This window comes from Pseudomonas sp. 10S5 (assembly GCF_035019745.1).
Taxonomy (GTDB): Bacteria; Pseudomonadota; Gammaproteobacteria; order Pseudomonadales; family Pseudomonadaceae; genus Aquipseudomonas.
In genome coordinates, this window is record NZ_JASJVL010000029.1 from 1 (window position 1) to 20,409 (window position 20,409).

Genomic DNA, 20,409 nt, shown 5'->3' on the forward strand with positions numbered 1-20,409 from the left:
CTGCATGATGGAGGCAATGGCACTGATACGTTCACCTACACCCTCAAGGATGCGGACGGCGACACCAGCCAGGCAAATCTGGTGTTGCAGGTTCACAACAACGATGACCCGGTAACGCTCAACGGTCTGGAAGTTTGTGGCGGCGAGCTGACTGTCTATGAGAAAAACCTCAGTAACGGTTCCAGCCCTAATTCGGCGGCGCTGACTCAGCACGGTGAATTCGTGGTGCATGCTCCGGACGGCTTGCAAAGCCTTAACGTAGGTGGGATTGACGTTATTAGCGGCGGCGAGATTCAAGGCTTCCCAGCGTCTGTTTCGACGGTGATCGGCAGTTTGTTGACAGTCACCGGGTATAACGCCGAAACCGGCGTGGTCAGTTACAGCTACACCCTCCAACACAACGCATTGCAAGCTGACGGTGACGGCGCCAACAGTATCAGCGAACACTTTACGGTGGTCGCCAACGACGGTGAAGGCAGTTCGGCTTCGGGTGTGATTGATGTCAATGTGGTTGACGATGTGCCCACTGCGCATGCTGATAAAGTCGGCGTAGTGGAGGGCGGCACGGTGCACGGCAACGTGTTGACCAATGACGTCATCGGAGCTGACGGTCCTGGCGCGGGAGGCGCAGTGGTGGGCGTGCGGGCCGGTGGTGATACTTCACAGGCCGCATACGGAAGCTTGGGCGCCTCCGTAGTCGGGATTTACGGCACGTTAGTATTGGACGCATCAGGCAATGCGACCTATCACAGCAATCCTGACTCGGTGGGTCGTTCAGGCGCACATGATGTGTTCACTTATTCAATTCGCGATGCGGACGGTGATGTCAGTACCACGACTATCTCCATTAATGTGACTGACTCCTGCCTTAAAGCCGTTTGCGCTCAAGGCGTCACCGTGTTTGAAAATGCTTTGGATTTGACCCAAAGTGGCCACGACCTCGCGCCTGGCACGGTGGTTGGCAGCATGCCCGATTCGCCTGCGGAAACTGCTTCGGGCACCTTGGTGGGTTCGGTGTCAGGCGCTGCGGGCACAGTCAACTACAGCTTGGTGGGCAGCAATAACGGAACCTTGGTGAGTCAATATGGAGAGATTCACCTCAACGGCGATGGCACCTATACCTACACGCTGACTTCGGCACCGAAAACGTCACCCATTGCTAACGATGGGGCAAACGTCGAGCACGACATCTTCACCTATAGAGCCACGGATGCCTCGGGCAATACGGCGACTAATTCCTTAACGATCAACATTGTTGACGACGTACCAACGGTGGTTTGTAGTGAGCGCACTTCGCCAGTAGTGGGTGTTGATTCAAACCTGCTGCTAGTGATTGATGTATCCGGCAGCATGGCCGATGCGTCGGGCGTCTCTGGCTTGTCTCGTCTGGCCTTGGAGAAGCAGGCGATCAGCGCGTTGTTCGACAGGTATCAGGAGCTGGGCGATGTAAGGGTTCAGATTGTGACCTTTAGCAACGGTGCCACCGATAAAACACCAGTTTGGGTTGATATCGCCACAGCTAAAGCGATCATCAGCACGCTGACTGCCGGTGGCGAAACTAACTACGACGCAGCGGTCGCGGTGGCCAAGCAAGCGTTCGCTACCGACGGTGCAATAGTTGGAGCGCAAAATGTTGCCTACTTTCTGTCTGACGGTAACCCGACCCATAACGAAAACATTGGCACTGCCGATGAAATCAGTTGGAAGGCCTTCCTTGACGCCAACGACATCAAGGCCTACGCAATTGGCCTCGGCTCAGGCATCAGCAACACTTACCTCGACCCTTTGGCATATGACGGTAGTACTCACACCGACACCAATGCGGTGCTGGTCACCGACCTGAGCGCACTCGATGCGGTGCTGAGCGGCACGGTGCAGGGCGTGCCCATTACCGGTAGCCTGATGACCGGAGGTACCTTTGGCGCGGACGGCGGGTTTATCAAAACGATCGTCGTCGATGGGACATCCTATTCCTACGATTCCAAAGCCAACCATGGACAAGGGGGGGTTAGCGTGGTGGGTGCCAGCCACGGCACGTTCGACACAACCACCAATAGCATTACGGTCGCTAGTCACAATGGAGGCACCTTGGTCGTTGACATGGACAACGGCGAATATACTTATACCCCTCCAAAAGTTGGCACTACGGCACTGACGGAAACGTTTGGCTTTGTGGCGAGCGACAACGATGGCGACCTGGCAGGTGCCAATCTGCTGGTTAACGTTAACCCTAATGCCCCTCCCGTGGCGGTGGCTGATAACGTCATCACTAACATTTTGTCGCCTACCATCACGGTGCCTGCAGCGTTGCTGCTGGCCAACGACACTGATCCCAATGGCGATAAGCTGACGGCATCGCCCACTACCTTCACAACAGGTTGGGCGGCAAAAGGCGCCGATTTCACCGCGCTTAACGCCAATCCCATTAATTTTGGTGGTACCAGCAACAGCAGCGCTAATGAGTTGAAAACCGTAGAGCGTAGTGACTTCTTTAACAGCGCAGGTGCGCTTACCGCGTTGGTGGTGCTTAACGGCTATTTAGGTGCGGCCAATGCTGTGGCCGCTAACGCACAAGATCTCTACAACGTGACCTTGCACAAAGGCGAAACTGTGACCCTGCATAATTCCCAGGATGAAACTCACGTTTCAATGCAGTGGCAGGACATCAATGGTGTGTTCTCCACGGTTGCCAATGGTCATTCCTTCACGGCCACTGACGATGGTGTGTATCACTTGCATGTGACCAACATCGTTAACACCAGCGGTTCTGCTGCAAGCGCAACGGCAGCTGAAAGCTATCAACTGCAGATGACGGTTAATTACTCCGGCGCGCAAGACCTAACGTCCGATTCGCACGGCACCTACACCGCCAATGACGGCCACGGTGGAACCAGCGTTGCCGATGTGACCCTTCATTACCAGGCGGGCAACACGTTGCAAGGCACCAACCATAATGACGTTTTGATCGGTGGCCCGGGCAGCGTTCATCTACATGGTGGTGATGGCAATGACGTGCTTCAGGCGGGTAGCGGCAATAGCGAGCTGTTTGGTGACAACGGCAATGATATTTTAATCAGCGGACCGGGTAACGATTTGCTCGACGGCGGCGCTGGCAACAACACTGCCAGCTACGCTAACGCTACAGCGGGGGTACACGTTGACTTGAGCATAATAACTGCGCAGAACACCCTCGGTGCCGGGACTGACACGCTGGCCAACATCGACAACCTTATAGGCTCGCACTTCAACGACACGCTGATAGGGGACAGTGGCAGCAACATCATCAATGGCGGGTTGGGCGACGATATTCTCAACGGTGGGGGCGGTGATGACATATTGATCGGTGGACTGGGTAACAACACGTTGACGGGTGGCAGCGGCAACGACACCTTCAAATGGGAGCAAGGAAACTTTGGCCATGACTTGGTGACGGACTTCAGTATCGGCGTCGATAAGCTTGATTTGTCACAACTGTTGCAGGGTGAAAATTCGAGCGCGGCCTCACTGGATGACTACTTGCACTTTAAAGTCAGTGGCGCCGGCGCAAGTGTAGTCACCACCATTGAGATCAATTCCATCGTTGGCCAGGCCCCCACTCAAACCATCGACTTGGCCGGGGTCGATCTGGCAAGCCACTACGGCGTTACGCCTGGGGCGGGCGGAATGGTTGCAGGCGGCCATGACGCAGCCTCGATCATTACCGGGATGATCACTGACCATTCGTTGAAAGTGGATACGGTGTGAGTTAAGGCGGGAAAACGTTAACGGCGCGGTGTGTCTGGCACACCGCGCCGTTTGCTTCGAGAATGAATTCTATCCCACGGATCTGTCGTGATTCGATCTGCGGCTTCGCCACAAATTGGTTCTACAGAGGGGTGCATCTCCTGTAGAGCCAATTTGAACTGGCGAGCTTTGTTTTATCAGTGATGGCGAGGTTTGAGGATCGCTGGAGCAGGCTTCTCGTCTGGTGCCTGACATAGCAGGTACAGCGCAGTGAGTGCCTCTGGAATTTGCACGATCATGTCGTCCATCAGGTTCGAATCTTTTGCAATGTCCTCAAACTCGGGTTGTTCATCGAACAAGCCCGATCCGACCATTATGGGTAGCAGCATTTCGCTGACTTCTTCTTCAGCGCTTTCAAACCAGGCGTTTTCGCGCAGAAACACGCCTTCCATGAATCCGATACACCAGCCGCGCAGCTCGGAATCGTCGGGGTCATCGCCCAGATCCAAGTCACAGGGCAGCTCGAACTCTTCGTCCGAAGCCAGCTGGCGCGCGATGTGCGCTTGCAACTGAATCAACGTGGTTTCGATTTCTTCGCGCTGAGCGTCGTCGGTGTAATGCGGCACCTCAGAGAACAGTGTGTCGATCCATTCACGGCTCGGCACCGCTTCAGCACAGATCGACAGCGCGGTCAGGTAGCCGTGGGCGGCCACGTAGTCCAACGCTTCGTCGTGCAGCTCGTCGGCGTCGAGGAAAACTTGCAGGCGGGTTAGTTGCTCAGCGAAGGACATTGAAAGACTACCTTGGGAATAAACGATGCTGAATTCTAGGCTGTGTACGGCCTGCGCGCCAGCAAGTCAGGTGTTAGAAGCGGTAACAGGGTTAATTTCAACCGCTGATGTGGCTGCCGTCCCTAGCTTGGAAACCCTCGGGTATAATCCCGCGCTTTGCGATGCTGCCAAGGGTCGCAACCGGCTGTAGCAGGATTGTTTCTGCGATTTGTGGGGTTTTTATGCTCGAACAGGCTCAACGCGTACTTAAAGACATCTTCGGCTACGACAGTTTCCGTGGTCGTCAGGGTGCCATTATTGAGCGCGTTGCTAACGGCGGCGATGCCTTGGTATTAATGCCCACCGGTGGCGGCAAGTCCTTGTGTTTCCAAGTGCCTGGGCTGTTGCGAAACGGTTTGGCCGTGGTGGTTTCACCGCTGATTGCGTTGATGGATGATCAAGTGGCAACACTTGAAGAATTGGGCGTTTCGGCGGCAGCTCTGAACTCCACGCTAAACGCCGAGCAGCAACGTGATTTGGCCAATCGAATTCGTTTGGGCGAAATCAAGATGCTTTATCTGGCACCTGAACGGCTTGTCCAGCCACGGATGCTGGCGTTTCTACAGAATCTGCAAATTGCCTTGTTCGCCATCGACGAAGCCCACTGCGTATCGCAATGGGGCCACGATTTTCGCCCCGAATACCTGAAGCTGGGGCAACTCGCTGAACTCTTCCCGGACGTACCGCGCATTGCGCTGACTGCCACGGCTGATAAACGGACCCGAGAAGAGATTGTCGAACGACTGCATTTGCAGAAGGCTGAGCGGTTCTTGTCCAGCTTTGATCGTCCAAATATCTTTTATCGCATCGTGCCCAAGGAACAGCCGCGCAAACAACTGTTGGCGTTCCTGTCCGAGCGACGCAGCGATGCCGGTATCGTTTATTGCCTGTCGCGTAAAAAGGTCGATGAAGTCGCGGCGTTCCTTTGCGAAAACAAATACCCGGCGTTGCCCTATCACGCGGGCTTGCCCAATGAAATCCGCGCTGCTAACCAAAAGCGTTTCCTCAATGAGGAAGGCTTGATCATGGTCGCCACAATCGCCTTTGGTATGGGCATCGACAAGCCCAACGTGCGTTTCGTCGCACACATGGACTTGCCCAAATCACTGGAAGCCTATTACCAGGAGACCGGCCGTTCAGGTCGCGATGGTTTACCTGCCGATGCCTGGATGGCCTACGGTCTGCAAGATGTTTTGATGCTCAAGCAGATGCTGCAAAACTCTGAAGGTGACGAGCGTCATAAACGCCTTGAGCAACACAAACTCGACGCCATGTTGTCTCTCTGTGAAGAAACCCGCTGCCGTCGCCAAACGTTATTGGCGTATTTCGACGAAGACATGCCTAAACCTTGCGGCCACTGCGATAACTGCGTTGATGGTGTGCAAACCTGGGATGCCACCGAGCCGGCGCGCCAGGCTTTATCTGCGATCTACCGTACCGGCCAGCGCTATGGAGTCGGTCATTTAGTAGACGTGCTGCTGGGCCGCGACAATGACAAAGTGAAAAGCTTTGGCCATCAGCACTTGGCGGTGTTTGGCGTTGGCAAGGCGCGCGCCGAAAGCGAGTGGCGTTCGCTGTTTCGCCAGTTGGTGGCTCGTGGGTTAGCTGATATTGACCTGGAAGGCTATGGCGGCCTGCGCTTGAGCGACACTTGTCGGCCGCTGTTGCGCGGCGAGGTTACGCTGGAACTACGTCGTGATCTGAAACCACAAACCGCCCCGAAAAGCGGTTCTGGCAGCCCGGCGAGCCAATTGGTCCGTGGCGAAGAGCGAGAACAGTGGGAAGCGCTTCGTGCCTTGCGGCGCAAATTGGCCGAAGAGCATGGCGTACCTCCTTACGTGATTTTTCCGGATTCGACGCTGCTTGAAATGCTTCGCAGCAAACCTGGTTCGATGTCAGAAATGGCCCAAGTCAGCGGCGTAGGTGCGCGTAAATTGGAGCGTTACGGTGAGGCGTTTCTCGAAGTGCTAGGGGGCGCAGCCGAGGCCCCGAGAGTAGTCGCTGACCTGCGTCATGAACTGATTAGCCTGGCGCGGGCGGGTATGACCCCGCTGCAAATTGCTGGTCAGTTGCAATGCTCGGAAAAGAATGTCTATACGATGTTGGCAGAGGCTATCGGTAAACAGCAGTTGTCGCTGGAACAGGCATTGGACCTTCCCGAGGACTTGCTTAGTGAAGTGCAGGACGCGTTTCTTGACGGCGAAGGGGAGTTGCCTCCGGTATCCGCCGTGGCGGCACAGTTCACCGGACGTGTACCGGAAGGCGTGTTGTATTGCGTACGAGCCGCGTTGCAATCTGAATTCGAAGTCTAACTTATCTGAACTTAACAACGATGAACTGTAGGCGTTACCCAGTCCTGCGACGATTCGCTACAAGCGGGCCACTTGCCTCCATCCGAATGTCATGGTTAGCTGACTAATAATTAGTACAAGCCTTTAATCATGAGTTTTCTATGCCCTTAACTGATCAACATCGCTTCGGAATGCAATTGGCGCACATGTCCCGCGGCTGGCGTGCCGAGCTTGACCGACGCTTGGCCGATCTTGGATTGTCGCAAGCACGCTGGTTGGTGTTGTTGCACCTCGCACGCTTTGATGAACCGCCGACTCAGCGCGAGCTGGCGCAAAGTGTCGGCGTAGAAGGGCCGACTCTCGCGCGCTTGCTGGACAGCCTGGAAACCCAAGGGCTGGTTCGCCGCCAAGCTGTGGTTGAAGATCGTCGAGCAAAAAAAATCCTGCTGAGTGATACGGCCCGTCCCTTGATCGAAAAAATTGAAACAATTGCTACGGCGTTGCGCAAAGAGTTGTTTGAGGGTGTTGACGAGGAGGAACTGCGCATTTGCATGCAAGTTCACGCAAAAATTCTCTCAAACCTCGAGAAATCTTGAGCGTCGAGTATTCACCGATGGGGTGATTCTTATAAGCTTGGGCATTGTTTCACGCGTGAGCGTATTGCGCGGAAATTGCCTTCACACTTGCGCCATCTATGTGTAGAGGTTGAGTGTGCCGCGAAGCGAGCGTTGGTTTCTATAGGGATTTTCATGCTGAAGAGTTCTCAGGTTGCGCTCGCATGGGTTAATCGTCCGTCGCGGCGGTTAGTGCGTCGTTGGTGTTTGGCTGCTGCCGCCATTTCGTTGTTATATTCGGCCTTGGCCTCAGCCCTGGGGCTGGGTGAGATCACATTGCATTCGGCGTTGGATCAACCCTTTAACGCCGACATAGAACTGCTTGAAACCGCTGGTCTTACAGCCGACGACATCCATGTAGGCCTTGCATCGCAAGATGCCTTTAGCCGAGCGGGTGTCGACCGACTGTTCTTTTTGAATGATCTGCACTTTACGACGGTTATCAATGGCAGCCATGGTGTCGTGCACGTGGTGTCGAGAAAGCCGGTTATCGAACCTTATTTGATTTTTCTGGTGCGATTGGCACGTCCCAATGGCGATCTTGTACACGCTTACACGCTGTTGATCGATCCTCCCGAATCATCTCAGGGCCGGACTGCATCACGGGGCCGATGGATTGAGCCTAAAGGCAATAACCCTGTAGAAGCGCGCATGCCAGTCGCGCCTCCGCAAGCAGTGCAGGGTAATCACTACACAGTCGTTAGCGGTGACAATCTGGGCGCCATTGCCCGACGGTTTCACGATTCAGGCAGTAAATCCTCTGCAAATGACCTTTCCCGCGGCATACAAGCGCTTAACCCTCAGGCGTTTTCGAACGGCAGCGGCACGCGCCTGAAAATCGGACAAAGCTTGTTGCTGCCGGATACGGTGGTGTTAGCCCGCTCGCCCGAAGGGCCTGTCTCGCCTTCTACTGCACTGCCGGCCGCCGACAGCTCGGCATCGGAACCCATTGTCAGTGCAGAACAGAAAACTGCTGAACTGTTGGCCGCCGATGTCATTGAGAACCAGCAACTGACTAAATCTGTGGGAGATCTTAAAGTTGAACTGCAGGGCCTTCAGAATCAGATTACCGGTAAAGACAAGCAAGTAAACGACTTGCAAACTGCGCTGGCTGAACTCAAAGCCAAGCCGGTTGCACCGAGTGCTGCTGTGCCCGTTGTAGGGACGTCGCCTTCAAGGACTGCCCCCGAAGATAATTCATTCATCAGCATCCCCTTGCTGATTGGCGCCTTGTTATTGCTGCTTCTTCTGCTAGGGCTGGCTTACGCTGTCCGGCGCAAGCGACTGCAAAGTCTGCCGCCTGCGCAAGCGGCATACGTGACACCCGATCCGACAACGCCATCACCCATGACTGCGCGAGTAGTCGAGTCGCCCGCAGTAACGGTCGTTCCCGTCGCGCCTGCTCTCGTTGCATCAAGCGCTTCAAACCAGCGCCTTGCGGGTGTCGCAACTGATGCATTGGACGGGGCTAGCATTTATATCGCATATGGCCGGTTCTCTGAGGCGTTAGGTATTTTGCGTGAAGCATCGCTAAAGCAGCCGCAACGTACTGATCTGCGGCTGAGAATTCTGGAGTTGTTGGCGGAGCAAGGTGACGTCGATGGTTTTGCTCTGGAAGAGCATGCCTTGCTCGATGACGGTGTAAGTGCCGATTCCGTACAAGAGGTTCGTGCGCGCTATCCTCAGTTTTTCATCAAGCCCGAGCTGACTGAAGTACCGTTACCCGAGGTGCCAGCAGAGATCGTGTTGAAGCCGGGGCTGGCAGCCCCGCAATCGGACTCTCGCTTCATTGAGCCTCAAACACCTGTTCCAATCGCCCAGCCCGTTGATGAATTTCATTTGAATCTGGATGACTTGTCGATGGATGCGGGTTGGGATCTTGTCGATCCGTTCGAACCCCCGCCCGCCATGCGCAGTAAATCGGTAACGGATGACGCAGTGGAAATAGAACCTGAGTTTTCATCCAATCTGACCGAGTTTCCAGAGGTTCTCGAAATACCCAATGAGCTGTTTCTTAGCGATTTCGCTGAGCCGGAACCGAATATTCAATCCAATAACGATTCGCTGGATGACGATTTTCTTGACGGCTTCATCAATGATTCCAAAGAGTTTGATTTGCTGGACCTCGCCAATGATGAGCCCCTGAGCAAACTCAACCAGGCGCAAGTGCTGATTGATGACGGCGAGTTGGACGATGCGCGTGCACTGCTGCAGGAAGTAATCAAGGGCGGTGACGAAGAACACCAACGCACAGCCCAAAATTTGTTAGCGAGAATCAGCTGAGGCTACGTATGCCCATTGCCAAATCTGAAATTGTCATCACCTATTGCACGCAGTGCCATTGGCTGCTGCGCGCTGCTTGGCTCGCTCAAGAGCTGCTCAGTACTTTTTCCGATGATCTGAGCAGGGTTTCTCTGGAGCCGGCGACAAATGGGGCGTTCAGCATTACCTGCAACAGTGTGCAGATTTGGGAGCGCAAGGCCGATGGGGGCTTTCCCGATGCCAAAGTGCTCAAGCAACGCGTTCGCGATCAAATCGACCCGCAACGCGACCTTGGGCATAACGATCGCGTGCAAGATTAGTCAGCTAGCCTGATTAAACTTATGCCGATGCAGCGTTTTCTTCGACTGCGGATGTATAGATCGAATTTTTGGGGAAGGCGAATACCCGCTCCAGCATGGGTTCGAAAAAGCTTAATGGCAGGGTTTTATAGTCCGGATCGAAGGCCGCGGCATCGTAATTGGCGCAAAATTCGATGGTCCGCTGGTACTGCGGGTGATCTTTGAATTGTTCGCGCAACAGCCGATCCATGCCTAGGTGGTGGAAGAAATAATAGCCTTGAAAGATCCCGTGCTTCTCGACCATCCACAGATTTTCCGCGCTGACAAAGGGCTTGAGAATAGCCGCCGCGATGTCCGGGTGGTTATAGGAACCTAGCGTATCGCCGATGTCGTGGAGCAGCGCGCAGACAACGTATTCCTCATCGCGACCATCTTGGTATGCCCGGGTGGCAGTTTGCAGTGAATGGGTCAGTCGGTCGACCGGGAAACCGCCAAAGTCTCCATCCAGCAGCCTAAGGTGAGTCAGGATTCGTCCCGGAAGTTGCTTGGCATAAGCGGCAAAGTCCTTGGCAATAACCATCCAGTCTTCTTGAGTGCCGTCTTGCATGTGGGTGAAGCGTGCCTGAGTGTTCATTGTCGGTCCTGTCATTATTAGAAGTGGACAGGGTCCAGTCTAGGCGTTGCAAGTTTTCCGACAGTGGCCGTCAAGGACGCTTTGCTGGCCCAGCGCGCCGTGGAAGGCCTGCGGGGCCCTAAAAACGTATCTTTCTCAGCAACATCTCATGGTACTTGTTTAAGGCTCAAGCGTATCCTTGGCCGCACTGGCTGCAGGGCGCGGCTTACTTCGAATAAGAAATCATGAGCGAAAGAACGACTTCTGCCAGTTGGGCCACGGGTATCGTCAGGTCATTGGAACTGGATGGTCTGGATTGCCGTGCGCTGTTCAAAGAGCTCGAGCTGGATTACACCGAGCTCGATAACCCTGATGCACGCTTTCCCCAGGACTCGCTGACCCGGCTTTGGCAGCGAGCGGTTGCGCTGTCAGGTAATCCAGCGATTGGATTAAACATGGCCAAAGTCGTGCGTCCAGGCTCCTTCAGCGTTGCGGGTTATGCACTGATGTCGAGTCAAACGCTCAAGGACGGATTTGCGCGGCTGGTAAGGTACCAGCGAATCATTGCTGAAAGTGCTGACTTAAGTTTTCGTCTGCTGGCTGAAGGCTATGCGCTGATCTTGACCGTGCATGGCGACCACCTTCCGCCCACCCGGCAAAGCGCAGAAGCTTCGATGGCGTCGGCCTTGGCGTTTTGCAGTTGGCTCACCGGGCGGACGCTTCAACCGCGTCGGGTTTTGATTCAGGGAGACCCACCCAAGAATATGGAGCCGTACAGGCAAGCATTCCATGCGCCGATGACATTCAATGCTCCCTACGACGCTCTCGTGTTTGATCGTGCCGACATGGAGGCGCCACTACCTACGGCCAATGAGGCCATGGCGCAATTGCATGATCGTTTTGCCGGTGAATACTTGGCCCGGTTTTCTGAAAGCCGTGTCACTCACCAGGTTCGGCAAGCGCTTTGTCGGTTGCTGCCGCAAGGCGAGCCTAAGCGTGAGATGGTCGCGCATCGTTTACATTTGTCCCAGCGCACGTTGCAGCGACGGTTACAGGAGGAGGGCACCAGCTTTCAGATATTGCTCGATGACACTCGCCGCGAACTGGCCGAGCAATATCTGGCGCAGCCGCAAATGACCCTGTTGGAAATCGCCTATTTGCTTGGCTTTGCCGATCCCAGCAACTTCTTCCGTGCCTTTCGTCGTTGGTTTGACACAACTCCGGGCGAGTACCGCGCCCGGATATAAGAGGTGGTAATTAAATCCGCTGCTCGCTCGTTAGAAGCTACGTCCGCCATCTAGAATGGCCGATCATTTTTTCAGGAGAAACCCGATGGAGGCGCTCGACGCTTTGCTAAACCGCGTATCAGTCCCACGGCTGATTGATCCGGCACCCGACGCCGCTCAGCGAGAACTATTGTTTGCTGCGGCTTTGCGTGCACCCGATCACGGCCAGTTGCGACCGTTTCGTTTTTTGACTGTTGAAGGACATGCCCGACAGCAGATGGGGGATTTGCTGGCACAGGCGCTGCAACTCAGTGGCGCTGAACCGAACGCTCAGGTTTTGGAAAAAGCGCGCCTCAGCCCGCTACGCGCGCCGTTGGTGGTCGTTGTTATTGCCAGGTTGCAGGAACACTTTAAAGTGCCCAAGCAAGAACAACTGATCACCGCAGCCTGTGCTGCCCACGCAATTCTGAATGCTGCGTTCGCTCTGGGAGTGGGTGCTGTCTGGCGCACCGGTGAGTTGGCCTATTCAACGCATGTCGCAAAAGGACTGGGGTTGGAATCTGGCGAGGAGGTCGTTGCATTTCTCTACCTGGGTACTCCGCAAAACGAACCGCGCACCGCGCCTAAGCGCGATACCGCTGATTTTGTAAGTCAGTGGGGTGCGTTGTAGCAAATGCGATTGCTACACGTATTGTGATTGCTGCGCGCCTGAAGAAACACCGGCAATAATAGGTTCCAACGGCAAATCGATACTCGCCACAAAGCCGCCTTCAGGGTGGTTGGTCAGTATTAGGTTGCCGCCGTGACGTTCTGCTGCGCGTTTGGCGATGGCCAGGCCCAAGCCGTAGCCAGGCGTCGTCTGACCGGGAGCTCGGTAGAAGGGTTCGCCCAGTTGCGGTAAAAATTCGGACGATACTCCGGGGCCATGGTCACGCACGCTGATGAGCAACCTATCACCCTCACGCTGTGCCAGAAGCTCGATAGTTTCTCCCACAGGATTAAAGCGCAGGGCGTTACGTAACAGGTTGTCCAGTGCGCGCTCAAGCATGTCCGGCCAACCTTGCAGCTCAACGTCATTGCGAGCGCTAACCTGTATCTGCTGATCTGCGGCATTGAGCAGTGCATCGCTTTGCAAATGGTGCAGCATCTCGCCCAAGTCGACTGGTTCGGCCTCTCCAAAATCGGCGTCCAGACGCGCCAGCACCAATATTTCGCTGATCAATGCTTCCAGCCGGTCGCATTCGCGAGCCAATCGCGGCCAGAGCTTCTCGCGCTCGGCTGGTTCTGCGCGCTCAGCCAAGGCCAATGCGATGCGCAGGCGCGCCAAGGGTGAGCGTAACTCGTGTGAGACGTCGCGCAGTAGTTGCCGCTGGCTGCCAATCAATGCTTGCAGGCGGGCGCCCATACGGTTGAAGTCTGTGGCCAACACGCCGAATTCGTCGCGGCGGTTTGCCAGTTGCGCCAAGCTGTTTTGTTGATAAGTGGTCTGTCCCAAATCATGCACTGCGCCGCGCAATCGGCTGAGCGGACGAGTGATGGATAACGTGACCAATAAACTGAAAAGTGTCAGTACCACCAGCGCAATACCTAGGGCACTAAGGGGCCAAATCAGGCTATTGCGGTGCCAGGCGTTCAGCTCCGGGTGCGGGATGCGATAAATAAACAAATAGGTTTCGCCGCTTTTTGTGCTGGTGTACTCGGTGGTCAAACGACGCCACGGCAATTGCTTGGGGTCATTATGCTGGCGAGCTTCAAGTGCTGCTGCACGCGGTGGGAATGTGCCGCGTACCATCGCCTCACCGCTTTCGTTGAGCACTTGAACGTCAATGTGGTAACGCCGTTTCCGTTGTTGCAGATATTCCTGCGCAGTTTCTTGACCCTTTTCGTCATACAGCTCTGTCCAGTTCTGCGCCAACTTGGCAATTCCCGGGTGCCGACTAAGGATCCAAGCGTCCTGATTAAGCATGTGCCCGAGCAAAATCGACAGCCCTGCTACCAAGGCTATAGCTAACCAGAAACTCGCCAGAACTCGCCAAAACAATGAACGCACGTAGATTCCTCAGGACGATAAAACCCGACGCATTGTCATGTGTCGGGCGGGCCAAGCCAGTGTCTATTTAGATTCCTGAGACTTTTGCGCTTTCCAATCCTGGAATTCGGTGTGGTCGGCCCGACGTTGAGCCTCCTGTTGCTGGATCACGTCGAACTGTTTTTGCTGGTCAGGCTTTAGCAGCACCCGAACGTCGCTCTGGGCTTTGAGGTGCTTGGCATCCAACTCATCCTGCATGCTCTTCTGCTGAGCAGGTGGCAGCATTTGTAGATAACGCTCGGTGATTTCTTTGCGGCTATGCCGTTGCTCTAACATTATTCGCCCGATTTGTTGGCGTTGATCGTGGGTCAGGTTCAGTTGGCTGTAGGGGCTGTGGTGACGCATTTCATCATCGTGACCACCACCCTCTACAGGAGGCATGGCCATCGCAATGGTTGGCAGAGCAGCAGCAAGCAGCAGAGCGATTAAAGTCTTACGCATAGTGAATCTCCTTGTCTCGTTTTCGACTCGAGGCCGGTTGAGGCCAGTGTAGGGAGAGCAAGGTCAACGGCGGTCAGGCGACAGTAAAGCTTGGGTAAAGATGCAAAATCATCTTTTAGAGACCACTGCGCCCTTGAGTCGTGCTGTAAACGAGATTTTTTACAGCCGATTACCGGCAAAGGCTCTTCTGAGTTTTCGGAGCCTTCGGCAGCCTCTGTAGCAAAATCTGCCTATCGCCAAATCGGTGGACAGAGTTCGTTTGCGAAGGCCTTAGTTCTGACACCCTGAAACCTAAAAATACACAAATTTTCATCCGGTTTGCTGAGAGACCTGCTACAGACGGCAGGGGTTTCAAGCGCTGTAGTAATAACCGCGACTGCGCAGGGCTACGATTCTCGGACGGCCGTCGGCGTGGGGGCCGATTTTTTTGCGCAGGTTGCTGACGTGCATGTCCAAGCTACGGTCATACAGCGTTAACTTACGACCCAGTGCCAGCTGGGCGAGCTCTTGCTTGTCCAGCGGCTCGCCGGGTTGACGCAACAACGCCTCAAGCAACCGGCTCTCTGAAACAGTCAGGGTGAACTCATGTTCGTCGATAGTTACCACGCCGCGCACCGGGCTGAAGCAAAGATCCCCCAGTTCGAGCTGGCTTGACGCCGCTGTGGGGTGACTGCGGCGCAGGACTGCCCGCAATCGGGCCGTCAATTCTCTGGGGTCACAAGGTTTTGCCAGGTAGTCGTCGGCGCCCAGTTCAAGGCCGAGAATACGGTCCAACGGTTCGCCGCGGGCTGACAGCATCAGTACGGGCAAATCAGGGTGATCAGTACGTAATTGTTTAAGCAACTCCAGACCGCTGCCATCAGGGAGCATCACGTCTAATACGACGGCCGCTGGTGGCGGTAGTTTCGCGAGTGCGCGTCGGGCGCTGCTGCCATCGTGGCAAAAATGTACGTGAAAACCTTCCTGGCTTAGCCAACTGCTTAGAAGCTCACAGAGCTCCTCGTCATCATCAATTAGTAACAGTTCGCTCATGACTCACTCAATTTAGCCACTGCCGACGTTGTCTGCGCCAGCCGCTGGCAAAAATACCGCAAAGAAGGGCAATCATAGCCACACCGCCGCCAGTAACGAACCATTGCTGTTGCTCAGTGAACATGCGCAGCGGCGCAGCTGCCAGCGATTCTTTGAGTTGCAACGTGAGGCGTTGGTTTTCGAGACGCAGGCGACTCAGTTGTGAACTCTCAGGTTCGGTGTTTGTGTTTTGAATTTGTTGGCTCAATTTTTCGCGTTGTTGCTCGCTCGCCGTGAGGCGCTGTTGCAAATCGGCGATCCGGTTACCCGTACTTAGCGGTAACACTATGGACCCTGCGGGGGTAGAGGTTTCTTCAGCCTGGGCGTTAATGCCAACGCTCAATAGAACCAACAACAAGCACATCGAACCTGAACGCATCTGAACGCCTATATTTTTTTTGAGTGTCGGCGGGTTATCGGCAGGTTGAGCGCAATCGTGAGCAATACCGAATTGATCGGTTGGCGCCGCTTGGTAAACGCGGCGTCGGCGCTGTGGTTTAAGGCAATACTTGCTTGAACGGCTTGACCACCACATTGGCATATACGCCAGCGGCGACATAAGGATCAGCGTCGGCCCAGGTTTGCGCTGCTGTTAGGGATTCGAACTCGGCGACGATCAAGCTGCCGGAGAAACCGGCACTGCCAGGATCGTTGCTATCTATAGCCGGGTGCGGGCCGGCCAGTACCATTCGGCCTTCATCTTTTAGTGCAATCAGGCGCGCCAAATGATCAGGTCTTGCAGTCAGCCTTTTTTCCAGCGAATTAGCGACGTCGGTCGCAACGATTGCGTAGAGCATATTCATTCCTTGGTTTCAGGCGTTGAAGGGTCCGCGTCGTGCAGGTGGCGGGCGAGGAATATCCCTTGACCCAGTAGAAACAGTAAGGTCAGGCCAAGACTGCCGAACACTTTGAAGTCGACCCAGTAATCCTGATAAGTAAACGCCACATACAGGTTAGCTGCGCCGCAGAACACGAAGAAAATGATCCAGGCGATATTCAATCGAGTCCAGATCGCCTGCGGCAAGGTCAGTGCGTGGCCCATTATGCGTTGGATCAGCGGACGATCACCGATGAAATGACTGCCGAAAAATGCCAGAGCAAATACCCAGTTGACCACTGGTGCCTTCCACTTAAGGACGGCCTCGCTATGGAACGCCAAGGTCAAGCTGCCAAACACCAGGCAAGCAAGCAGTGTGAGCCATTGGCTTTTTTCCAGCCGACGCTGAGTGATGAACAAAATGCCATACACAACGATCGAACTGATGATCAACATCGCTGTGGCGCTGAAAATTCCACCCACCATGATGCTATGGCCAAGGATGTCGACGGCACGAGGTTCGATTTTGTACACGATAAAAAACAGCAGCAGCGGAATGAAGTCGATGAATTGTTTCACAATGGCAGCCAGATGCAGGATGTGGCGGCATAATAACAAACATCAATGACTGCGAAAGCGCTACCTATGAATGTTGACCTGCACTGCCACAGCACCGCTTCCGATGGCGCATTAGCGCCTGCGGTTCTTGTTGCGCGTGCTTATGAAAACGGTGTGCGGATGCTCGCCCTGACCGATCACGATACCCTCGAAGGACTCGAAGAAGCCCGTAATGCGGCGCTTGCGCTGGGGATGCAGTTGGTTAATGGTGTCGAATTGTCCTGCACTTGGGGCGGTGCCACCATTCACGTTTTAGGCTACGATTTCGACATACAGGCCCCCGTATTGATCGCGGCTATTGAGCGTTTGCACCATGGCCGCTGGTTGCGTGCGGAGGAAATAAGCCGAAAATTGGCGATCAAAGGTATGCCTGGAGCCTTGGAAGGGGCTCGATCCATCCAGAAAGAGTTCGGTGATAGCGGCAATGCGCCCGCTCGACCGCACTTCGCAGACTTTATGGTAAGGGCCGGTTTCGTCAAGGATCGCGCCGAGGCATTTCGTAAATGGCTGGGCGCTGGCAAACTGGGCGACGTCAAGCAACATTGGCCAACGCTGGAGGAGACCGTCGCGACCCTGCGCGAAGCCAACGCATGGGTCAGTCTGGCCCACCCTTGGCACTATGATTTCACCCGTAGTAAACGCCGTAAACTGGTCGCCAACTATCTTCAGGCCGGCGGTCACGCTATTGAGGTAGTCAACGGCCTGCAGCCTGCAATACAGGTCGGCGGTCTGGCTATTTTGGCTCGTGAGTTTGGTCTGCTGGTAACTGCCGGTAGTGACTTTCATGCCCCTGGCGCGTGGTCCGAGATTGGCATTTATCGCCCGTTGCCCGAGGATTTACCGCCACTTTGGTGTCGATTCAAACATGACCAGCCTACTGCCGTCTGAACAGGAAGATACCGTGAGTCAATTTTTCCAGGTGCACCCGGAAAACCCGCAGGCGCGTCTGATAAAGCAAGCAGCTGAGATCATCAAGGCGGGCGGTTTGGTGGTGTATCCCACGGACTCGTCCTACGCGCTGGGTTGTCAGATCGGCGATAAAAGCGCTATTGAGCGCATCCGTCGTTTGCGCCAATTGGACGATAAGCACAACTTCACGTTGATGTGCTGTGATTTATCGCAGCTCGGTACTTACGCTAAAGTAGATACAGCAGCGTTTCGCGCGCTTAGAATCCATACGCCGGGGCCGTACACGTTTATTCTTAATGCCACCCGCGAAGTACCGCGGTTGATCCTGCATCCTAAGCGCCGGACAATTGGCCTGCGGGTGCCTAGCCACCCCATCGCTCAGGCATTGTTAGTGGAACTGGGCGAGCCGTTGATGAGCGTGAGCTTGATCATGCCCGGCGAGACCGTCCCGTTGAGCGACCCCTACGAAATGCGTCAACTGCTGGAGCATCAGGTTGACTTGATCATTGACGGCGGTATCGGTGGCATCTCGGCGTCTACCGTGATTAATTTGGCAGACGGCGAAGCACAAATAATCCGCGTGGGCTGCGGCGACCCGCGACCGTTCGAGGTTGAAGCCTGAATGGCAGCGGCGGCTAACGTGGAACCGGCAATCCTGGACAACCAGGCAGGCGCTCAGCAAGAGTTGCCATTCGCCATGGTCTACGGCCAGGCGGTGATGCACATGCCGCAAGACCTCTATATTCCGCCGGACGCGCTGGAAGTGTTTCTTGATGCGTTCGAAGGTCCGCTAGACTTGCTGCTATACCTGATTCGCAAACAGAACATTAATATTCTCGACATCCCCGTGGCCGAAATCACTCGGCAATACATGGGGTATGTCGAGCTGATGAAAACTGTGCGCCTGGAGTTGGCGGCGGAGTATCTGGTAATGGCCGCTATGTTGGCCGAAATCAAATCGCGCATGCTGCTGCCGCGTTCTGCGGAGATTGAAGCCGAAGAAGATGATCCTCGGGCCGAGTTGATCCGGCGTCTGCAACAGTACGAGCGCTTCAAGGCGGCGGCTGAAGGCATTGATGGTTTAAGCCGGGTTGGGCGTGATGTTGTTGTGCCTAAACTGGACGCGCCCGAAGCCCGGGCCCGGCGACTGCTGCCAGACGTCAGCCTTGAAGAGTTATTGATGTCCATGGCGCAAGTGCTGCACCGAGGCGATATGTTTGAAAGTCACCAGGTGAGTCGTGAGGCGCTGTCGACCCGTGAACGCATGAGCGATGTGCTTGAACGCCTCAAAGGCGGTGGTTTCGTGCCGTTTTCCGAACTGTTTAAGGCCGAAGAAGGGCGCCTCGGTGTAGTCGTGACCTTCATGGCGATTCTGGAGCTGGTTAAAGAATCCTTGGTCGATCTAGTGCAAAACGAGGCCTTCGCGGCGATTCACGTCCGCGCAAGAGCCGAATAACCGAGCAAAGAGCCAAAGCATGAACTTGACCGACCCCCGCGAGCTAGTCACCCTGCTCGAAGCCTTTTTGCTGGCCTCTGGAAAACCACAAGCGCTGGAGCGCCTCTTTGAGCTGTTTGAGGACGGCGAGCGTCCGGAGCCGCCGATATTTAAAAAAGCGCTGCAGCTGCTGGAAAAATCTTGTGAAGGCCGCGCATTTGAACTCAAGGAAGTTGCGTCCGGCTATCGCTTGCAAATCCGTGCGCAATATTCGCCGTGGGTGGGGCGCTTGTGGGAAGAACGACCGCAGCGTTATTCCCGGGCGATGCTGGAAACCATTGCGCTGATTGCTTATCGTCAACCGATTACCCGTGGCGAAATCGAAGACGTGCGGGGCGTAGCGGTTAACAGCCACATCGTCAAAACCCTGTTGGATCGCGAATGGATCAGGATCGTCGGCTACCGCGAAGTGCCGGGCAGGCCCGCGATGTTTGCTACGACCAAGGCGTTCCTCGATCATTTCAACCTGAAAAACCTTGATGACTTGCCGCCTTTGGCTGCACTACGCGAACTAGAACCTGAGCCCATGCTCGATTTCGACGACGCTCCAGTACCCGCCAGCCTGCAAGCCCTGGCCGACGCCAGCCTCGACCCGGACGCTGAACCAGGGCCGCCAAGGGACGAAACCAGCTTCCGCAGTTTATTGGTCGAACTTGACTCCATGGAGTTGGGTCTCAAGACAGACTTTGATGATTTATTGCGGATTGATCTCGCTGAGCCAGACGAAGTCGGTAAAGACCCCTCATAGGGAGTTCGCAAATTTTCGGTAGGACGAACTTGTTCGCGGAGATTCCTGCAGCACCGGGGTGCTCAGATAGACCGAGTTGCCTGCTTCGCGAACAGGTTCGCTCCACCCTATGCCCAAGGCTCCACTTTTTCAGGACTCTTCCATGAGCAGCAAAAATCCCTGCATCAGTGTCTGCAAGTTCGATGATGACATCTGCGTGGGGTGTGGCCGCAGCAAACATGAAATCAAGGCTTGGAAAAAGCTCGACAAGGCTGACAGGCGCACGGTGCTGGCCGATTCTGCGAAGCGTTTGATCCAGATGAAGGCCGCCGGTCGGCGGAAAAAGAGGTAGGTCTACGCAATTGCACTAGTCTTTGGTGCGCA

The 20,409-nt window shown here is 55.1% G+C and carries 20 protein-coding genes; 12 read left to right on the forward strand and 8 right to left on the reverse strand.

What is annotated here, in order from left to right; all coding sequences use genetic code 11:
* Positions 1-3,744: Ig-like domain-containing protein (locus QN378_RS22240; RefSeq protein WP_323551082.1), on the forward strand; the 3,744-nt coding region annotated here is incomplete at its 5' end.
* Positions 3,745-3,920: 176 nt separating this feature from the next.
* On the opposite strand, the gene QN378_RS22245 is transcribed toward QN378_RS22240, so the two are convergent.
* Positions 3,921-4,514 carry a YecA family protein gene (locus QN378_RS22245; RefSeq protein WP_322204714.1) on the reverse strand — a complete coding sequence of 198 codons (594 nt, stop codon included), beginning with the start codon at positions 4,512-4,514 and terminating at the stop codon, positions 3,921-3,923.
* Positions 4,515-4,735: 221 nt separating this feature from the next.
* Here QN378_RS22245 and recQ point away from each other — a divergent pair, with 221 nt between their 5' ends.
* From recQ to QN378_RS22265, 4 genes are all read left to right on the forward strand, one after another.
* Positions 4,736-6,865 carry a DNA helicase RecQ gene (gene recQ, locus QN378_RS22250; protein WP_322204713.1) on the forward strand — a complete coding sequence of 710 codons (2,130 nt, stop codon included), beginning with the start codon at positions 4,736-4,738 and terminating at the stop codon, positions 6,863-6,865.
* Between the two features lie 140 nt (positions 6,866-7,005).
* Positions 7,006-7,440 (forward strand): MarR family transcriptional regulator, encoded by a 435-nt coding sequence (locus QN378_RS22255; protein ID WP_322204712.1) that lies wholly within the window; start codon positions 7,006-7,008, stop codon positions 7,438-7,440.
* Between the two features lie 153 nt (positions 7,441-7,593).
* Positions 7,594-9,741: a FimV/HubP family polar landmark protein gene (locus tag QN378_RS22260; RefSeq protein ID WP_322204711.1), complete on the forward strand. Its 2,148-nt coding sequence runs from the start codon at positions 7,594-7,596 to the stop codon at positions 9,739-9,741.
* A gap of 8 nt (positions 9,742-9,749) precedes the next feature.
* Complete coding sequence (locus tag QN378_RS22265; RefSeq protein WP_322204710.1) at positions 9,750-10,040, forward strand: SelT/SelW/SelH family protein; 291 nt, start codon at positions 9,750-9,752, stop codon at positions 10,038-10,040.
* A 19-nt stretch (positions 10,041-10,059) separates the two neighbouring features.
* On the opposite strand, the gene QN378_RS22270 is transcribed toward QN378_RS22265, so the two are convergent.
* Positions 10,060-10,653 carry an HD domain-containing protein gene (locus QN378_RS22270; RefSeq protein WP_322204709.1) on the reverse strand — a complete coding sequence of 198 codons (594 nt, stop codon included), beginning with the start codon at positions 10,651-10,653 and terminating at the stop codon, positions 10,060-10,062.
* Positions 10,654-10,877: 224 nt separating this feature from the next.
* Here QN378_RS22270 and QN378_RS22275 point away from each other — a divergent pair, with 224 nt between their 5' ends.
* Complete coding sequence (locus QN378_RS22275; RefSeq protein WP_322204708.1) at positions 10,878-11,879, forward strand: AraC family transcriptional regulator; 1,002 nt, start codon at positions 10,878-10,880, stop codon at positions 11,877-11,879.
* A gap of 85 nt (positions 11,880-11,964) precedes the next feature.
* Positions 11,965-12,528 (forward strand): nitroreductase family protein, encoded by a 564-nt coding sequence (locus tag QN378_RS22280; protein ID WP_322204707.1) that lies wholly within the window; start codon positions 11,965-11,967, stop codon positions 12,526-12,528.
* Positions 12,529-12,540: 12 nt separating this feature from the next.
* Here the strand turns inward: QN378_RS22280 and QN378_RS22285 are convergent, their stop codons facing one another.
* The 6 genes from QN378_RS22285 to QN378_RS22310 all read right to left on the reverse strand — a co-directional run bounded on the left by QN378_RS22285 (position 12,541) and on the right by QN378_RS22310 (position 16,855).
* A complete protein-coding gene (locus QN378_RS22285; RefSeq protein ID WP_322204706.1) occupies positions 12,541-13,908 on the reverse strand; it encodes a HAMP domain-containing sensor histidine kinase in 1,368 nt (455 codons plus the stop codon).
* Between the two features lie 63 nt (positions 13,909-13,971).
* The gene (locus QN378_RS22290) at positions 13,972-14,388 is read right to left on the reverse strand and encodes an LTXXQ domain protein (RefSeq protein ID WP_322204705.1); all 417 of its coding nucleotides are present in this window, start codon (positions 14,386-14,388) and stop codon (positions 13,972-13,974) included.
* Between the two features lie 351 nt (positions 14,389-14,739).
* Entirely contained in the window at positions 14,740-15,420 is a 681-nt protein-coding gene (locus QN378_RS22295; RefSeq protein WP_322204704.1) for a response regulator transcription factor, read from the reverse strand.
* A 7-nt stretch (positions 15,421-15,427) separates the two neighbouring features.
* Positions 15,428-15,838, reverse strand: coding sequence for a translation initiation factor 2 (locus QN378_RS22300; protein WP_322206897.1), 411 nt, complete (start codon positions 15,836-15,838; stop codon positions 15,428-15,430).
* Between the two features lie 118 nt (positions 15,839-15,956).
* Entirely contained in the window at positions 15,957-16,256 is a 300-nt protein-coding gene (locus QN378_RS22305; RefSeq protein WP_322204703.1) for a YciI family protein, read from the reverse strand.
* A 2-nt stretch (positions 16,257-16,258) separates the two neighbouring features.
* Entirely contained in the window at positions 16,259-16,855 is a 597-nt protein-coding gene (locus QN378_RS22310; RefSeq protein WP_322204702.1) for a septation protein A, read from the reverse strand.
* A gap of 66 nt (positions 16,856-16,921) precedes the next feature.
* Between QN378_RS22310 and QN378_RS22315 the strand changes: the two genes are divergently transcribed.
* The 5 genes from QN378_RS22315 (at position 16,922) to QN378_RS22335 (ending at position 20,377) form a co-directional block, all read left to right on the forward strand.
* The gene (locus QN378_RS22315; protein WP_323550958.1) at positions 16,922-17,782 is read left to right on the forward strand and encodes a PHP domain-containing protein; all 861 of its coding nucleotides are present in this window, start codon (positions 16,922-16,924) and stop codon (positions 17,780-17,782) included.
* A 13-nt stretch (positions 17,783-17,795) separates the two neighbouring features.
* The gene (locus QN378_RS22320) at positions 17,796-18,425 is read left to right on the forward strand and encodes an L-threonylcarbamoyladenylate synthase (protein WP_322204700.1); all 630 of its coding nucleotides are present in this window, start codon (positions 17,796-17,798) and stop codon (positions 18,423-18,425) included.
* Positions 18,426-18,560: 135 nt separating this feature from the next.
* On the forward strand, positions 18,561-19,259 hold the full coding sequence (locus tag QN378_RS22325; protein ID WP_322206896.1) for a ScpA family protein: 699 nt from the start codon (positions 18,561-18,563) through the stop codon (positions 19,257-19,259).
* 19 nt (positions 19,260-19,278) lie between these two features.
* Complete coding sequence (gene scpB, locus QN378_RS22330; protein ID WP_322204699.1) at positions 19,279-20,046, forward strand: SMC-Scp complex subunit ScpB; 768 nt, start codon at positions 19,279-19,281, stop codon at positions 20,044-20,046.
* Positions 20,047-20,188: 142 nt separating this feature from the next.
* Positions 20,189-20,377 (forward strand): DUF1289 domain-containing protein, encoded by a 189-nt coding sequence (locus QN378_RS22335; protein ID WP_322204698.1) that lies wholly within the window; start codon positions 20,189-20,191, stop codon positions 20,375-20,377.
* Positions 20,378-20,409: the final 32 nt, after the last annotated feature.

Coding starts and splice junctions, on each gene's coding strand:
- QN378_RS22255 (WP_322204712.1), top strand. CDS start 7,006: ATGCCCTTAACTGATCAACATCGCTTCGGAATGCAATTGGCGCACATG.
- QN378_RS22300 (WP_322206897.1), bottom strand. CDS start 15,838: ATGCGTTCAGGTTCGATGTGCTTGTTGTTGGTTCTATTGAGCGTTGGC.
- QN378_RS22315 (WP_323550958.1), top strand. CDS start 16,922: ATGAATGTTGACCTGCACTGCCACAGCACCGCTTCCGATGGCGCATTA.
- QN378_RS22270 (WP_322204709.1), bottom strand. CDS start 10,653: ATGAACACTCAGGCACGCTTCACCCACATGCAAGACGGCACTCAAGAA.
- QN378_RS22305 (WP_322204703.1), bottom strand. CDS start 16,256: ATGCTCTACGCAATCGTTGCGACCGACGTCGCTAATTCGCTGGAAAAA.
- QN378_RS22290 (WP_322204705.1), bottom strand. CDS start 14,388: ATGCGTAAGACTTTAATCGCTCTGCTGCTTGCTGCTGCTCTGCCAACC.
- QN378_RS22295 (WP_322204704.1), bottom strand. CDS start 15,420: ATGAGCGAACTGTTACTAATTGATGATGACGAGGAGCTCTGTGAGCTT.
- recQ (WP_322204713.1), top strand. CDS start 4,736: ATGCTCGAACAGGCTCAACGCGTACTTAAAGACATCTTCGGCTACGAC.
- QN378_RS22265 (WP_322204710.1), top strand. CDS start 9,750: ATGCCCATTGCCAAATCTGAAATTGTCATCACCTATTGCACGCAGTGC.
- scpB (WP_322204699.1), top strand. CDS start 19,279: ATGAACTTGACCGACCCCCGCGAGCTAGTCACCCTGCTCGAAGCCTTT.
- QN378_RS22275 (WP_322204708.1), top strand. CDS start 10,878: ATGAGCGAAAGAACGACTTCTGCCAGTTGGGCCACGGGTATCGTCAGG.
- QN378_RS22260 (WP_322204711.1), top strand. CDS start 7,594: ATGCTGAAGAGTTCTCAGGTTGCGCTCGCATGGGTTAATCGTCCGTCG.
- QN378_RS22335 (WP_322204698.1), top strand. CDS start 20,189: ATGAGCAGCAAAAATCCCTGCATCAGTGTCTGCAAGTTCGATGATGAC.
- QN378_RS22245 (WP_322204714.1), bottom strand. CDS start 4,514: ATGTCCTTCGCTGAGCAACTAACCCGCCTGCAAGTTTTCCTCGACGCC.
- QN378_RS22280 (WP_322204707.1), top strand. CDS start 11,965: ATGGAGGCGCTCGACGCTTTGCTAAACCGCGTATCAGTCCCACGGCTG.